Here is a 14750-nt window from a genome sequence, read left to right as displayed (position 1 = left end):
AGCTAGGCAGATTACGTGAACGACACGCCAGAAACCCCTGAAAACGATGACAAACTCCCGGCAGAGCGCCCCGTTTATGATGGCCCTTCGGTCACCATCGAACACGAGATGCGCACATCCTATCTGGATTATGCCATGTCGGTCATCGTCAGCCGCGCCATTCCCGACCTGCGGGACGGCCTGAAACCGGTTCACCGCCGCATCATCTATTCGATGTATGAAAAAGGCATTACCCACGACAAAACCTATCGCAAATCTGCGAAATCCGTGGGCGATGTGATGGGTTCCTACCACCCGCACGGTGACAGCGCGATCTATGACGCGCTTGTGCGTATGGCGCAGGATTTCTCGATGTCTTTGCCGTTGATTGACGGTCAGGGCAACTTTGGTTCGATGGATGGCGATAGCGCTGCGGCGATGCGTTATACTGAATCGCGTCTGGACAAAGTCGCGTCGTTCATGACCAGCGATCTGGACAAAGAAACCGTTAATTTCATCGACAACTACGATGGCAAGGAACGTGAACCTACTGTTTTGCCTGCACGTTTCCCGAACATGCTGGTTAACGGCGCTGGCGGTATTGCCGTCGGTATGGCCACCAATATTCCGCCCCACAACCTAGGCGAAGTCATTGATGCCTGTCAGGCGTTGATCGAAAACCCCGATCTGACCTCCGAAGACCTGATCGAATACATCCCCGGCCCCGACTTTCCGACCGGTGGTATCATGCTGGGCCGCGCCGGTGCACGCAAAGCATACCTTGAGGGCCGTGGCAGCGTGATCATGCGCGCCAAGACCCGCGTTGAAGAAATCCGCAAAGACCGCTTTGCCATCGTCATCGACGAGATCTGCTATCAGGTGAATAAATCCACCATGATCGAAAAGATCGCCGAGCAAGTCCGCGAGAAAAAGATCGAAGGCATCGCCCACGTCCAAGACGAATCCGACCGTAACGGTGTGCGCGTCGTGATCGAGCTGAAACGCGATGCAACGGCTGAAGTCGTGATGAACCAGCTTTACCGGTTCACGCCGATGCAGACCTATTTCGGCTGTAACATGCTGGCGCTGAACGGCGGCCGCCCCGAACAGCTGACCCTGCGCAAGTTCCTGACCTACTTTATCGATTTCCGCGAAGACGTGGTTGCGCGCCGCACAGCATTCCTGCTGCGCAAGGCCCGCGAACGCAGCCATATCCTGTGTGGTTTGGCCGTGGCCGTCACGAATATTGACGAAATCGTCGCGACCATCCGGTCCTCTGCCGACGCATCTGAAGCGCGTGAAAAGCTGATGACCCGCCGTTGGCCCGCCGAGCCGATCCTGCAATATATCGCGCTGATCGACGATCCGACCCATACTGCCAATGACGACGGCACCTACAACCTCTCCGAGGCGCAAGCGCGCGCCATTCTCGAACTGCGGTTGCAGCGCCTCACCCAGATCGGTGTCAAAGAAGTCACCGACGAGTTGGAAGAGCTGGCCAAGAAAATCAAGGAATACCTTGAGATTTTGGGCAGCCGTGAGCGCATCATGAGCATTATCTCGGACGAGTTGGCCGAGGTGAAAGACCAGTTTGCCGTGCCACGTCGTACCGAGATCGTCGATTGGTCCGGTGACATGGACGACGAAGACCTGATCGCGCGCGAAGACATGGTCGTGACCGTCACATCCGGCGGCTATATCAAACGCACACCTTTGGTGGATTTCCGCAGCCAGCGCCGTGGTGGCAAAGGCGTGTCGGGGATGCAGACCAAAGAAGAAGACGTGGTTACCACGCTTTTCGTCGCCAATACCCACACGCAGCTGTTGTTCTTTACGACCGATGGCATGGTGTACAAGCTCAAGACGTGGCGTTTGCCGCAGGGCAGCCGTACGTCGAAGGGTAAAGCGATCGTCAACATCCTGCCGATCCCCGTCGGTGTTTCCATCGCGGCCATCATGCCCGTTGATCGGGACGAGGCCGAATGGGACGACTTGCAGGTCGTCTTTGCCACCTCGGCAGGGACCGTGCGCCGCAACAAACTGTCGGATTTCACCAACGTCATGCGCAACGGCAAGATCGCGATGAAGTTCGAGGATGATCATGCAAAGACCACGCTGATCAATGCACGCATTGCATCGAATGATGATGATGTGATGTTGGTCACCAACTCTGGCCGGGCGATCCGTTTCCCTGCCACAGATGTACGCGTGTTCAACAGCCGCGCGTCGGTCGGTGTGCGCGGCATCAAGCTGAACGGCGACGACAAGGTCGTTTCCATGTCGATCATTCGCCACTTTGACGCAACATCGGAAGAACGCACCGCGTACCTCAAGATGCGTCGCGCGATGGCGGGTCTGGCAGATGATGCAGAGTCTGATGAAGACGAAGCGCCCGCCGATCCTAACTTCTCGAACGAGCGGTATGTAGAGATGTCAGCCGCCGAAAACCTGTTGCTGACCATCACCGAAAAAGGCGCGGGCAAACTGTCGTCCAGCCATGACTATCCGGTACGTGGCCGTGGTGGTTTGGGTGTAACGGCCATGGACAAGGCGATGCGCGGCGGCGAAATCGTGGCGTCCTTCCCGGTTGAATTGGACGACCAGATCATGCTGGCTACGTCCAAGGGGCAATCTATCCGTGTGCCTGTGGAAGGCATTTCCTTCCGCTCGCGCAGCGCAGGTGGTGTGAAGGTGTTTGACACCGGCAAGGGCGAAGTGGTTGTGAGCGTCGCATGGATCGCCGATCAAGGTGATGACGATGCCATCGACGGCGAGGTTTCAGACGAAGCCTGATCTCGGGACGCGCCGAACGCCTGAACGTAAAAAGGCCCGCCCAGTATCATGCCTGGGCGGGCCTTTTATATATGCGCAATCCGTTTCAACGATCATAAACGGGGTAGTGCAAACGTAAAAAAAAAGCGCCCCAAAAGGGACGCTTTTACAAACTACTTCAAACCAGCGTTATAGCTTAGTTTGTGCCTGTTGTGCTTGTTGTGCCTGTTGTGTCATCGTTGCTCGATGCAACGCCTGCAAAAACAGCAACCGAAAGAACTGCTGCTGCAATACCAGCGGCACCGAGACCACCAAAGCCAGCGCCCATCGCTGGGCTTGTTTGTGCGGAAGCCGCGCTTGTTGTCAAAAGAAGGGCTACTGCAACTGCTGTCAAACGTGTCATTCGTTTATCTCCAAATAATAAAATGAGTTATTACAAACTTAGTTACACATTTCACGTAGCGTTGCAAATGTAATTTTGGACCCGATTACAATTTAGCAGGAAATTGCGACTAGGGTGATTATAACCGAAACTTTTTGGTCACAGTTGTTCTGTTTACACGCTTTATATCACCCTCTTTAACTGCGATTTAGGCATCTAAAACAAAACAATACCAGCGAGAGCGTCGACATTAACCCATTAAAAAATGGTACCAGATAGCGTGCAGGAAACCTGTTTATACATTTCAGGCTTTCTGCACACCGCATTGGCTAAAACCTCGAATCAAATTACCCTAACCAGAATTATATTGTGCGATGTCAAAGGCTGTACAATTCACCAAACTTGGAAGTCAGGTATGTCAGCAAAGGGGCCTCACTTGGCGCAGTTCCGGTCGCACGGGCAATCAGGTCTTTTGGTTGATACAGCCCCCCGTGGCTTTGCACGTTTTGCCGTAGCCACCCCGTAGCAGCGCTCGTGTCACCCGCTGTCAGGTGGCTATTCAGATCCGGCAAATCCTTGCGCAACGCCTCGTTCAGGCAACCGGCATAGACGTTGCCCAGCGAATAGGTTGGGAAATACCCGAACAATCCGACGGACCAATGCACGTCCTGCAACACACCGTTTGACGGCTTATCAACCTCATAGCCGAAATCAGCCTTAAAGCGATCATTCCAGGCGGCCTCCAGATCATCGACCTGCAAATCGCCCCCCATCAAGGCCCGCTCAAGATCGAAGCGCATCAAGACGTGAAGGTTGTATTGCAATTCGTCCGCTTCGGTGCGGATGTAGCCGTCGGACACCCGGTTCACGATGCGATAGAATGTATCCTCGTCCGCGACGCCAAAGTCACCAAACGCATCCTTCATCTGGCCGAACAACCATCCGGTAAAGGCACGGCTGCGGCCCAGCTGGTTTTCATAAATCCGGCTTTGGCTTTCATGCACCCCCATCGACACCCCTGCCCCCAAAGGCGTCAGCAGATAGGCGCGGTCGATCCCTTGCTCATAACACGCATGGCCGACCTCGTGGATGGTCGAATAAAAGCAGTTAAACGGATCCGTCTCGTTCGTGCGCGTGGTGATCCGCACATCAAGGCCAGAACCGCTGGAAAACGGGTGCACAGCTTTGTCGACGCGGCCCATGCTCATGTCATAGCCAAAGGTTTTGGCCAGTTGCCGGGTCAGCTTCATCTGCGCGGATTCGTCGAATTTACCTTCCAGCTTGGGCGGGGCCTCTGCATTGCGAACAGCTTCGCGCAGGCGGGTCAGTTCTGGGCGTAGCGCGCCAAACATCGCCTCAAGCTCGGCCCCGGTGGCACCGGGTTCATAGTCATCCAACATCGCATCATAGATGTCAGCCCCAGCCGCCAGCGCCATGCCCTCCTCACGCTTCAATGTGATCACCTCTGATAGGGTCGGTGCGAACGCCTTGAAATCATCCGCTTCTCGCGCTTCTGCCCAAATACCTTGCGCTTCGGATGTGACCCGCGCCAGACGCGCGGCCAATGCGGCAGGCACTTTGCTCGCCCGTGCATGGGACCGCCGGATATGGCGCAGCTGCGCGCTGCCGGCGTCGTCCAGATGGCCCTCGTCGATCATCTCAAGCCAGCCGGCAATGCGTGGATCAACACGCCGCCCGTGCAACACCCCTTCGACGGCGGCCATTTCTTCGCCACGTTGCGCAGACGCACCGCGCGGCATCATTGTTTCCTGATCCCATCCCAAACGGCCTGCAATCTGGGCCAACGCCTCAGTCTCGCGTTGAAACGCCATCAGATCGTCAAAAGCACTCATTTGGATTTTCCTCTCAGGGAAGTTGGAATTGGATAGCCGCTTAGGAACCGCGCCCGCAGGATAAGCACCCACAAAATGACGGCCAGCACCTGATGCCAAATGGCGATGTGCACCGGGGCCGCGTTCAGAACAGTCACGATGCCCAGCACGACCTGCCCCACCATCGCGAGTATCATCAGGTTAAAGGCATTGCGCGTCTTAGGATGCGCAGATTTGCGCCCGCGCAGCCATACGACCACAGCAAAGGCAAACAGCAAATAACCCGCCATGCGGTGCATGAATTGCACAAGGCCGGGGTTTTCAAAGAAGTTCCGCCAGACAGGCGCGATGTTAAACGCATCAGGCGGAAAGAACTGCCCCTGCATCATTGGCCAATCGACAAAATACCGACCCGCATCAATCCCCGCGACCAAGGCCCCCAGCAAAATCTGTAGAAACGCAAAGTGAAGCACCCCTGTGGACATGCCAAACAGTTTGCTCTCTTTGGCGCGGCGCGCCTGCATCAGGTCCTTTTCCGGACGGCCCAGCATCAATGCGTACCATGTGATGAACCCAAGGATCACAAACGCCAGCCCCAGATGTGTGGCAAGCCGGTAACTGGCCACATCCAAAACAGCCTCGCCCGTGGTGACGCCCGACGACACCATCCACCAGCCAATCGCCCCTTGAAGGCCACCAAGCCCGCCCAGCAACAGCAAACGCCCCGTCCAACCGGTGGGTATCTGACGGCGCAACAGGAACCAGACGAACCCGATCGCCCAAACCAACCCGATCACACGACCCAGCTGGCGATGGCCCCATTCCCACCAGTAAATCAGTTTGAAATCGCTCAATTCCATCCAGGAATTCTGCACCTGAAATTCGTCAATCTCTTGGTATTTTGCGAATTCCAACTGCCAATCGGCCTCGTTCAGCGGCGGCATGGCCCCGGTAAACGGCTTCCATTCGGTGATGCTAAGCCCGCTATCGGTCAACCGCGTCAAACCGCCAACGGCAATCATCACAAAGACCAGTGCGAACAATATAAACAACCAGATACGGATGGCACCGCGCGCGCCGCCCCGCCCGCGATCAATCACACCGGTATTTGCGACAGGGCGGGCGGCTTGCGCATCGCCCACTTCCTCAAAAAGCTTACGTTTCTCGGCCATGGTGCCTCTTGTCTGCTAGGTTTGTTGCAGAAATAGGTCACGCAGGCACAAAGGTCTAGCCGCGCTCTTTCCAGCGTACCATCTGTCGCAGCGTACCATGCAAGGTTTGCACGTCGGCGCGGGTCAACGGCAGGCGCGACCACATATTGCGCAGGTTAACCTTCATGCTGGTCGCTTTGTGTTCAGGATAGAAAAACCCGGCCACATTCAGCCGCTCCTCGAAATGCCGCGCCAGATGTTCGATCTCGCTGTTGTCGGCCCAATCCGTGCCTGCCATCTCGACCTGTTCCGGTACGATATCCGCCTGGGCGCGCATCCATTCATAGCCCATCAACAACACACATTGCGCCAGATTAAGTGACGCAAACTGTGGGTTCACAGGAACTGATACAATCGCATTGGCCCGCGCGATGTCGTCATTCTCTAGCCCAGCACGCTCCGGCCCGAACATCACCGCGACCCGCTGGCCTTGGGCAATCAACTCAGCCGCCTTGGCCATCGCGGCCTCTGGGCTGTACACGGGCTTGGTCAGATCCCGATCACGCGCGGTCGTGGCAAACACAAATGCCGCATCCCCCAACGACCCGGCCAGATCGTCATAAACGACAGCCTCGTCCAGCAAACGCCCCGCCCCCGATGCCATCGCCACAGCCGACGGGTTCGGCCATCCATCCCGCGGTGCGACAATGCGCATCCGGTCCAGACCGAAATTCCACATCGCGCGCGCGGCGGCACCGATATTCTCACCCATTTGCGGACGCACCAACACAAATGCGGGTATCTTGGGGTTCTCTACAGTATTATTCATGCCTGCCTCTTACCCGCGCGACGGCCCTCTCACAAGAACGCCCCCTGTTTCCAAATGGTAAAAAATCCTCGCCGAAGGCATAAAAGTTTTTCTTTCTCTGCGCGATCCGTTAATTGACGCCAACACAGCAAAGGACCGCTTGCCATGACAACGCCCGAACAGCCGCAGCTTTATCTGATCACCCCCCCCGCGTTTGAGCTGGAAACCTTTCCCCAGACTTTGGCCCGCGTTCTTGATAGCCAATCCATCGCCTGCGTGCGCCTTGCGCTCAGCACCCGCGACGAAGATGTGGTGCTACGCGCCGCTGATGCCCTGCGCGAAATCACCGATGCGCGTGATATCGCGCTGGTGATCGCAGACCACACGTTGCTGGCTGAACGCATCGGCTTGGACGGCGTGCACCTGACCGACGCGGCGCGCTCGATCCGCCACGCCCGCAAGACGTTGGGCGATGACGCCATCGTTGGCAGCTATTGCGCAGGCTCGCGCCATGACGGCATGGCCGCCGGCGAAGCAGGGGCAGACTATGTCAGCTTTGGCCCCGTCCGCCCAAGTGCGTTGGATGACGGATCATATGCCGAGCTGGACCTGTTTAAATGGTGGTCCGAAGTGATCGAAGTGCCGGTCGTGGCCGAAGGTGGCCTCGACGAAGAGTTGATTCGCAGCCTTAGCCCCTTCACCGATTTCTTTGGCATCGGTGATGAAATCTGGACATCAGATGATCCGGAGCAAGCCCTGGCGACCCTCGTCGCCGCGATGGCGTAAACTTGAACGGATGTTATAAAAACACCCGTTCAATGAACCAATAGGCCCCGACAGCCGCGATTCCGACAGACGCCGGGATCGCCACAAACCGGCGGTAAGCGCCTGCCGTCTGCCGAAACTGGACCGACAGGAAACAGGCGGTAAAAACCAAGGCCAGCGGCACTAGGAATAGCGGCACAGGGGCCTCCAACGCCGCAGCGACGCCCGGCATGGGCACAAAGCACAGTACCAAAGCGGCAACTGCCAGCCCGACGTAAAGCCGCTTTGCCCCGTCCGCACCGCCTTCGCCCCGTGCCACGCGCAACGCTTGCCAGACGCACAGCGCCATGATTGCGATGACGGTCAACTGGCCGATCTCAACCCCGATGTTAAACCCTATCAAGGCCGGAACAAACTGGTCGCTCGGCAGGCCGAACTCGCCCAGAACCGACGCAAAGCCCAACCCGTGCAGCAATCCGAAACCGAAAATCACAAAAGGCCGCCAAGGGTTTAACCCCGAGGTAAAGATATTCTCGACCGCGACATAAACGATCGAGGCCGCGATCAACGGCTCGACAATCGACCCCGGCACCGTCACCAGCCCAAGTGCGCCAAGCGCCAGTGTGACGGTATGCGCGGCGGTAAAGGCCGACACCTGCCAGATCAGCGGTTTCAGGTGGGTCGACAAAAAGAACAGGCCCAGCACAAACAGGATATGATCAAGGCCCTTGGGCAAAATGTGGTCAAACCCGACGGGGATATAGGACATAAACGCCTGCCATGCGGTTTCCTGACCGCCCCCTGCCAGTTCGATCTCGGGGCTTTGCGTGCCGCCCTCTTGGTATCCGGTATAGGGTTCATCGACACCTTGCTGGCGCAGGACCATCGCACCTGATCCCGCAGGCCACGCGACGACGACACCGCGCGCTGCCACAGGCACCTGCCCTTGCAGCACCCATTCCGAAATACGCGGTAGTTCAGCGTTCACATCTTCGGGAACGGTGACAGACACGGTGGCCAGATTTACTGCCTCGCCATCGGCGCGCAACAACGGGGCGGCGTTCCAAGCGGCCAGCAGGTCAGGCACACGCGCCGCGATCTGTTCAGCGGGCAAGGCGCGCAGGCTGTCATAATCCCCTGCGTTTTCAGCATCATTTGTGTCCGCAACCGCATCCAGATCAATCCCCGACATCAATGCCTCGAGGTTCACGCGCAGCACCAGATCGGCAGCACCCTCTGCCACGGTCAAATCTGCAATGGTCGGAACAACCTCATGTGCGCGGGCCGCACCAGTAACGGCACTTGACAAAAGCACCGCATAGGCCAGCTTTAGAATGACTGAATATAAGGTTTTGCTCATGTTTTTGTCCCGTCTGATGCTTATTTTATCGCTTGGTTTGGCAGCACTGCCTGCCGCTGCCCATGAATACTGGCTTGAAGCGCCCGCATATCAAGTACAGCCCGGAGCCGAATTGACAACCAACATTAAGAACGGTCAGCTTTTTGAGGGCACGAACCTTGCGTATTTCTCAAACCGGACCGACCGTTTTGACCTGACATTCGAGGGCGACACCCTGCCCGTTCAGGGCCGCATGGGCGATTCCCCCGCTTTGCAGATCACAGCACCCCCAAGGGACGGCTTGCTGATCGTAACCCACGAGGCATCCCCATCATCGCTGACCTATAAAGACTGGGAAACCTTTGTCGGGTTTACCGAACACAAGGATTTCACAAATGCCGTGGCTGAACATCTGGCCGCAGGCTATCCCCAAGACAGCGTGCGCGAACGCTATACTCGACATTCCAAGGCGCTGATTGCGATTGGCGATGGCCACGGCAGTGATAGCGAGCTTGGCCTTGCGACCGAATTTGTTGCGCTGACCAATCCCTATGATGCGGATTTTGACGGCATGATGACGGTCGCACTGACCTACGACGGGGCCCCCCGCCAAGACGTGCAAATCGAAGTCTATGAAAAATCTGCCGAGATTAAGCCCACCGTTACCGTGTACCGCAGTGACGATCAGGGCCACCTGACCTTTCCGGTTGCTGCTGGCATGACCTATCTGGTGGATTCCGTGGTCCTGCGCCCCGCGCCGGATGCAGGGCAAACACCCAAAAGCCCACATTGGGAAAGCCTTTGGGCCTCGCTTACCTTTGCGGTACCCAAGTAATCCACGCGATCTTGGTCCTTCAGTCGCCTAACCGGGCTTGCGCCCCGGCGCTGGTCTGGGCAGAACGGGCAGTATGACAAATACACCAGATATACTCTGCATCGGTTCGGTCCTGTGGGACATCATCGGGCGCGCTGAAACCCAAATGCGACTGGGGTCCGATATGCCGGGCCGTATCACACGGCTGCCCGGCGGGGTTGCCCTGAACATCGCTATGGCGCTGGCCCGGTTTGGCCTGTCGCCCGCCCTGATCAGTGCCGTCGGCCGCGATCCCGAAGGCGACGAGCTGATCGCAGCCTGCCAGTTGCGCGGTTTGAACACCAATTTCGTCTACCGGTCAGACGACCTGCCCACCGACCGCTATATGGCGATCGAAGGCACGAACGGCCTGATCGCCGCCATCGCCGATGCCCACTCGCTTGAGGCCGCCGGCAGCAAGATCTTGCGCCCCTTTGCCGATGGGTCACTGCCCACGCCCTATCGCGGGACGGTCGCCCTTGATGGGAACCTGACCCTAGATCTGCTGGCCGAAATGGCCCGCAGCCCGCTGTTGACCCACGCCGATCTACGCGTGGCCCCCGCCAGCCCCGGCAAGGCGATGCGCCTAAGCCCCTTTATTCAGGCCAAACGCGGCACGCTTTATGTGAACCTCGAAGAAGCCGGGCTGCTGTGCCAAACCACGTTCGATACCTCGCGCGATGCGGCTGCGACCTTGCTTGACCGCGGTGCGGTGCGGGCGGTCGTCACCGATGGCGGCAATCCCGCGACCGTGGGGCAAGCAAGCGGTTTGATTACCCAAGTTCCGCCCGCCGTTTCTGTTACCCGTGTGACGGGCGCAGGCGATACCTTTATGGCGGCCCATATCGCGGCTGAAATTCACGGCGCTGCGGCAGATGCGGCCCTGACCCAAGCCCTTGCCGCCGCTGCACAATATGTTTCCGGAGAGACCAAAATATGATCACGCTACACCGCTCGCAAGAAGTTGCCACCGCCCATAGCAAAGGCACGCCGATCGTGGCGCTTGAAAGCACAATTATCACCCATGGCATGCCCTATCCGCAAAACCTTGAGGTGGCCCGCCAGGTCGAGGCCGACGTGCGCGCAGCCGGTGCAACCCCTGCCACCATCGCAGTGATCGATGGCCAGCTTCATATCGGGCTTGAGGATGCGCAGCTAAGCCAGCTGGCCCAAGCCAAAGGCGTCGCCAAACTGTCACGCGCCGACATGGCCGCCTGTATCGCAACCGGCGGCACGGGTGCCACCACTGTCGCCGCCACGATGATCGCGGCACATCTTGCGGGCATCGCTGTTTTCGCGACAGGCGGCATCGGCGGTGTGCACAAAGGGGCCGAAGACACGTTCGACATCTCTGCCGATCTGCTTGAATTGGCCCAAACCCCCGTCACCGTGGTCGCTGCCGGGGCCAAGGCAATCCTCGACGTGGCAAAAACCCTCGAGGTTCTGGAAACCCAAGGCGTGCCGGTCATCACCGTGGGCCAAGACAGCTTTCCCGCGTTCTGGAGCAGCACATCCCCCCTGAAGTCGCCCCTGCGCATGGATGACCCTGCGCAGATCGCAGCCGCCCATGGCATGCGCGCGCAACTGGGCCTGCCTGGCGGCCAACTGGTTGCCAACCCAATCCCCCCGGCCGATGAAATCCCGGCGGCAGAACTGGCCCCGATCATCGCCACAGCCCAAAACGACGCAATCACCCACGGGATCAGCGGCAAATCGGTCACGCCCTATCTGTTGCAGCGGATATTCGAACTGACCAACGGGCGTTCACTGACCGCAAATATCGCCTTGGTGCGCAATAATGCCCGTTTGGCGTCCAAAATTGCAGCCGAACTGGCCTCAAACAGCAATTGAGGCCCGAAATCCATCAGCTCTCCATTGTAGGCGGTCGTCAAAGCACTTAGCTCTCACGTGGTAATGAAAAAGAAGACAAATACGCCGATGAACACGCCATTTTCACCCCCAAGCCCGCCGCATCTGCCAAAGCGGACCCTTTTTGCGCGGTTGCGCGGATCATTCCTGACGGGTTTGGTGGTGATTGCCCCGGTCGGCCTGACCATATGGCTGATCTGGACGGTCGTCGGCTGGATTGATGGCATCGTATTGCCCATGGTGCCGCTGGCCTATCACCCTGACCGGCTGATCCAGACCTATTTCGGGCTTGATCCGTCTTCGCAAATAAACGTGCGCGGCATCGGCGTCATCATCTTTTTGTTGTTCACTATTATTGTCGGATGGCTGGCCAAGGGCATTATCGGGCGGTCGTTTATCCGTTTTGCCGAAGGGCTGGTTCAGCGCACCCCGGTCGTGCGCACCATCTATTCCGGCATCAAACAGATTTCGGAAACGATTTTCGCCCAAAGCGAACGCAGCTTTGAAACCGCCTGCATGGTCGAATACCCGCGCCCTGGCGCTTGGGCGCTTGGCTTTATTTCGATATCGGCCAAGGGCGAAGTCGCCCGCCACGTCGGGGTCGACAAAGAACTGGTCGGCGTGTTCATCCCGACAACGCCAAACCCCACATCGGGCTTTTTGCTGTTCTTTCCCCGCCAGGACGTGATCGAACTGGATATGTCTGTCGAAGACGCGGCCAAGCTGGTCATTTCCGCCGGGCTTGTCTATCCGCCCGAACGCCCGCTGCCCGTGGATACCAAAACAGAGCGACCAACCCCCGTCGATCCTAGCTGAACATCGTTTTCATATCGACTGAACTGCGCTTGCCGACGTTATCAATGTCACGGCTTAAAAACTGCGCAGCTGATGCGCGCCCCGCCTCACGTAGCGCCGAGATTACAGCCGGGTTCGGCACCGATTTTGTCGCCGTCGACAGCTTGGACATAAGCGCATCATCGGCGATCATGTGAATGTAGACCCGGTTCATCTGGCCCTCTTCGATGCGTCCGGTGTCCAACAGCCGTTGCACAAATTCGATCGCCCGCAATTCACGCAACAAGCTGGAGTTAAAACTGATCTCGTTGATCCGGTTTTGAATCTCCATCGGGGTTTTGGGCAGGTCGGCCCGCTCTAACGGATTGATGTTAATAATGACGATATCGGGGGGCAAATTTCCTGTGTACAACGGGAAAAGCGCCGGATTGCCGGTATAGCCACCGTCCCAATACGCCTCTGAACGGCCCGTTACGGGGTCCAGAATATCAACCGCTTGAAACAATGTGGGCAGGCAAGCGGACGCGAGCAATGCGTCAGGGCCGATCTCGTCGCCCTCGAAAACCTTGATCTTGCCGTCGCGGACCTTGGTCGCTCCAACAAAAAGCCGGGGCGCATCCTGCCCGCAAACCAGATCATAATTGAACTTTTCCACAATATCACGCAGCGGGTTTTTATAGGCTGCCCCATAGGCGTAGGGCGACATGATCTGGGTCATCGCGGTGCTAACGGCGGTATGCCAACTGTATTCCATCGCCCGACTGATCGCAGCCACCCCGAACGGGGCCAACCAACCCGACAGCTGGCTTTCCCCCACACCCGAGATTTTCTGCCAAAGCCAGTCAAGATTATCCCGCGCGCCCTGACGGCCCCCGGAAATCATCCCGGCCTTGAGCGCGGCACCGTTCAATGCACCTGCAGACGTGCCCGAGATCGCAGAAATCTCTAGGTCGTCCTCCTCCAAAAGCCGGTCAAGAACGCCCCACGTATAGGCCCCATGCGCGCCGCCGCCCTGCAACGCCAGATTTATCTGCTTCTTCACCATTGGATCGCCCCGCCCAGCAAAAAGAAAAGACGCCTCCGGCGGGGATATTTAAGAGCCCGAGAAGCTCAAGGGCGGTCCTATATTCTCTGGCTCTTAAATATCCTCGCCGAAGGCATAAAAGTTCTTACATTGCGGTCCAGCCACCGTCGACGCTGACGGTCGTACCGGTGATTTGCGCGGCTGCATCCGAGCACAGGAATGTGGCTGTGCCGCCCAATTGCTCGACCGTCGCGAATTCCTTGCTTGGCTGGCGTTCAAGCATCACGTTTTTAATCACGTCTTCGCGACTCATCCCGTATTCCTTCATCGTGTCGGGAATTTGATTTTCCACGATATCCGTCAAGACATAGCCCGGGCAGATGGCGTTGCAGGTGATCGGTTCTTTCGCGGTTTCAAGTGCGGTGGTTTTGGTCAGCCCCACGATGCCGTGTTTTGCCGCGATATAGGCCGATTTAAAGGGTGACGCGGTCAGGCCATGCGCGGATGAGATATTCACGATCCTACCCCAGCCTGCCTTGCGCATCATCGGCAACGCCATCGCCGTGGTGTGGAATGCCGAGCTTAGATTGATGGCGATAATCGCGTCCCATTTTTCGACCGGAAAGTCGGGGATCGGGGCCACGTGTTGAATGCCCGCGTTATTCACCAGAATATCGCAGCGCCCCGCTTCGGTCACGAATTGGCGGCATTCGTCGCCCTTGGACATATCGGCCTGGATATAGCGCGCGGTTACACCTGTCTCTTTGGCGATTTCTTCGGCGATTGCGTGGTCTTCATCGCGGTCGGTGAAAGAGTTCAGCACAACATCAGCCCCCGCCCGTGCCAGCGCCCAAGCGATGCCAAGTCCAATGCCAGAGTTCGACCCGGTGATGAGGGCGGTTTTTTGCGAAAGGTCGATACTATAGGCCATGGTGTTCTCCTGCGGTTTCTGCAACTGCATCATGGTACGCAGCCCCGCGAATGGGAATGACTAATTAAACCCCAACGGCGCGATTTAGCCGAAATGGGATTGAATTAGGCGGAACAGAAACGGGCAAAAAAAAACGTCCGCACGAAGCGGACGTTAAGTTATTGAGGCAGGTTTCATACAGGCAAGAAACCTATCGAGCAGTGAGGTCTTTATACGCAAACCTTCGCTGCAATCCAAGCTTAAAGTTTGA

13 protein-coding genes are annotated in these 14750 nt (G+C 57.6%); 6 read left to right on the top strand and 7 right to left on the bottom strand.

What is annotated here, in order from left to right:
* Positions 1 to 15 precede the first annotated feature (15 nt).
* A complete protein-coding gene (gene gyrA, locus KZZ06_RS02150) occupies positions 16 to 2772 on the top strand; it encodes a DNA gyrase subunit A (RefSeq protein WP_219578372.1) in 2757 nt (918 codons plus the stop codon).
* Between the two features lie 175 nt (positions 2773 to 2947).
* On the opposite strand, the gene KZZ06_RS02145 is transcribed toward gyrA, so the two are convergent.
* The 4 genes from KZZ06_RS02145 to KZZ06_RS02130 all read right to left on the bottom strand — a co-directional run bounded on the left by KZZ06_RS02145 (position 2948) and on the right by KZZ06_RS02130 (position 6945).
* Positions 2948 to 3154 carry a hypothetical protein gene (locus KZZ06_RS02145; RefSeq protein WP_219578371.1) on the bottom strand — a complete coding sequence of 69 codons (207 nt, stop codon included), beginning with the start codon at positions 3152 to 3154 and terminating at the stop codon, positions 2948 to 2950.
* A gap of 356 nt (positions 3155 to 3510) precedes the next feature.
* Complete coding sequence (locus tag KZZ06_RS02140) at positions 3511 to 4986, bottom strand: carboxypeptidase M32 (protein WP_219578370.1); 1476 nt, start codon at positions 4984 to 4986, stop codon at positions 3511 to 3513.
* Positions 4983 to 6137: a heme A synthase gene (gene ctaA / locus KZZ06_RS02135; RefSeq protein WP_219578369.1), complete on the bottom strand. Its 1155-nt coding sequence runs from the start codon at positions 6135 to 6137 to the stop codon at positions 4983 to 4985. Before ctaA ends, KZZ06_RS02140 begins: the two co-directional genes overlap by 4 nt.
* A gap of 55 nt (positions 6138 to 6192) precedes the next feature.
* Complete coding sequence (locus KZZ06_RS02130) at positions 6193 to 6945, bottom strand: RNA methyltransferase (protein ID WP_219578368.1); 753 nt, start codon at positions 6943 to 6945, stop codon at positions 6193 to 6195.
* Between the two features lie 144 nt (positions 6946 to 7089).
* Between KZZ06_RS02130 and KZZ06_RS02125 the strand changes: the two genes are divergently transcribed.
* A complete protein-coding gene (locus KZZ06_RS02125) occupies positions 7090 to 7710 on the top strand; it encodes a thiamine phosphate synthase (RefSeq protein ID WP_219578367.1) in 621 nt (206 codons plus the stop codon).
* A gap of 13 nt (positions 7711 to 7723) precedes the next feature.
* Here KZZ06_RS02125 and KZZ06_RS02120 read toward each other — a convergent pair whose 3' ends face one another.
* Positions 7724 to 9049 (bottom strand): HupE/UreJ family protein, encoded by a 1326-nt coding sequence (locus KZZ06_RS02120; protein ID WP_219578366.1) that lies wholly within the window; start codon positions 9047 to 9049, stop codon positions 7724 to 7726.
* On the opposite strand from KZZ06_RS02120, the gene KZZ06_RS02115 reads away from it, so the two are divergent.
* The 4 genes from KZZ06_RS02115 to KZZ06_RS02100 all read left to right on the top strand — a co-directional run bounded on the left by KZZ06_RS02115 (position 9048) and on the right by KZZ06_RS02100 (position 12566).
* Positions 9048 to 9863 carry a DUF4198 domain-containing protein gene (locus KZZ06_RS02115; RefSeq protein WP_219578365.1) on the top strand — a complete coding sequence of 272 codons (816 nt, stop codon included), beginning with the start codon at positions 9048 to 9050 and terminating at the stop codon, positions 9861 to 9863. The two genes, KZZ06_RS02120 and KZZ06_RS02115, sit on opposite strands and share 2 nt — an antisense overlap.
* A gap of 73 nt (positions 9864 to 9936) precedes the next feature.
* The gene (locus KZZ06_RS02110; RefSeq protein ID WP_219578364.1) at positions 9937 to 10821 is read left to right on the top strand and encodes a PfkB family carbohydrate kinase; all 885 of its coding nucleotides are present in this window, start codon (positions 9937 to 9939) and stop codon (positions 10819 to 10821) included.
* A complete protein-coding gene (locus tag KZZ06_RS02105; RefSeq protein WP_219578363.1) occupies positions 10818 to 11732 on the top strand; it encodes a pseudouridine-5'-phosphate glycosidase in 915 nt (304 codons plus the stop codon). The genes KZZ06_RS02110 and KZZ06_RS02105 overlap by 4 nt, the downstream gene beginning before the upstream one ends.
* Positions 11733 to 11819: 87 nt before the next feature.
* A complete protein-coding gene (locus tag KZZ06_RS02100; RefSeq protein ID WP_219578640.1) occupies positions 11820 to 12566 on the top strand; it encodes a DUF502 domain-containing protein in 747 nt (248 codons plus the stop codon).
* Here the strand turns inward: KZZ06_RS02100 and KZZ06_RS02095 are convergent.
* Positions 12559 to 13590: a patatin-like phospholipase family protein gene (locus KZZ06_RS02095; protein ID WP_219578362.1), complete on the bottom strand. Its 1032-nt coding sequence runs from the start codon at positions 13588 to 13590 to the stop codon at positions 12559 to 12561. The two genes, KZZ06_RS02100 and KZZ06_RS02095, sit on opposite strands and share 8 nt — an antisense overlap.
* Before the next feature lie 124 nt (positions 13591 to 13714).
* The gene (locus tag KZZ06_RS02090) at positions 13715 to 14488 is read right to left on the bottom strand and encodes a 3-hydroxybutyrate dehydrogenase (RefSeq protein ID WP_219578639.1); all 774 of its coding nucleotides are present in this window, start codon (positions 14486 to 14488) and stop codon (positions 13715 to 13717) included.
* Between the last annotated feature and the right edge of the window lie 262 nt (positions 14489 to 14750).

The sequence above is a fragment of the Sulfitobacter sp. CW3 genome, from assembly GCF_019392245.1.
Classification (GTDB): domain Bacteria; phylum Pseudomonadota; class Alphaproteobacteria; order Rhodobacterales; family Rhodobacteraceae; genus Sulfitobacter.
This window is presented reverse-complemented; position numbering and strand designations above follow the sequence as displayed.

Excerpts from the sequence above, each read along its gene's own strand:
- KZZ06_RS02145 (WP_219578371.1), bottom strand. The coding sequence starts at position 3,154 with ATGACACGTTTGACAGCAGTTGCAGTAGCCCTTCTTTTGACAACAAGC.
- KZZ06_RS02140 (WP_219578370.1), bottom strand. The coding sequence starts at position 4,986 with ATGAGTGCTTTTGACGATCTGATGGCGTTTCAACGCGAGACTGAGGCG.
- ctaA (WP_219578369.1), bottom strand. The coding sequence starts at position 6,137 with ATGGCCGAGAAACGTAAGCTTTTTGAGGAAGTGGGCGATGCGCAAGCC.
- KZZ06_RS02130 (WP_219578368.1), bottom strand. The coding sequence starts at position 6,945 with ATGAATAATACTGTAGAGAACCCCAAGATACCCGCATTTGTGTTGGTG.
- KZZ06_RS02125 (WP_219578367.1), top strand. The coding sequence starts at position 7,090 with ATGACAACGCCCGAACAGCCGCAGCTTTATCTGATCACCCCCCCCGCG.
- KZZ06_RS02115 (WP_219578365.1), top strand. The coding sequence starts at position 9,048 with ATGTTTTTGTCCCGTCTGATGCTTATTTTATCGCTTGGTTTGGCAGCA.
- KZZ06_RS02120 (WP_219578366.1), bottom strand. The coding sequence starts at position 9,049 with ATGAGCAAAACCTTATATTCAGTCATTCTAAAGCTGGCCTATGCGGTG.
- KZZ06_RS02110 (WP_219578364.1), top strand. The coding sequence starts at position 9,937 with ATGACAAATACACCAGATATACTCTGCATCGGTTCGGTCCTGTGGGAC.
- KZZ06_RS02105 (WP_219578363.1), top strand. The coding sequence starts at position 10,818 with ATGATCACGCTACACCGCTCGCAAGAAGTTGCCACCGCCCATAGCAAA.
- KZZ06_RS02100 (WP_219578640.1), top strand. The coding sequence starts at position 11,820 with ATGAACACGCCATTTTCACCCCCAAGCCCGCCGCATCTGCCAAAGCGG.
- KZZ06_RS02095 (WP_219578362.1), bottom strand. The coding sequence starts at position 13,590 with ATGGTGAAGAAGCAGATAAATCTGGCGTTGCAGGGCGGCGGCGCGCAT.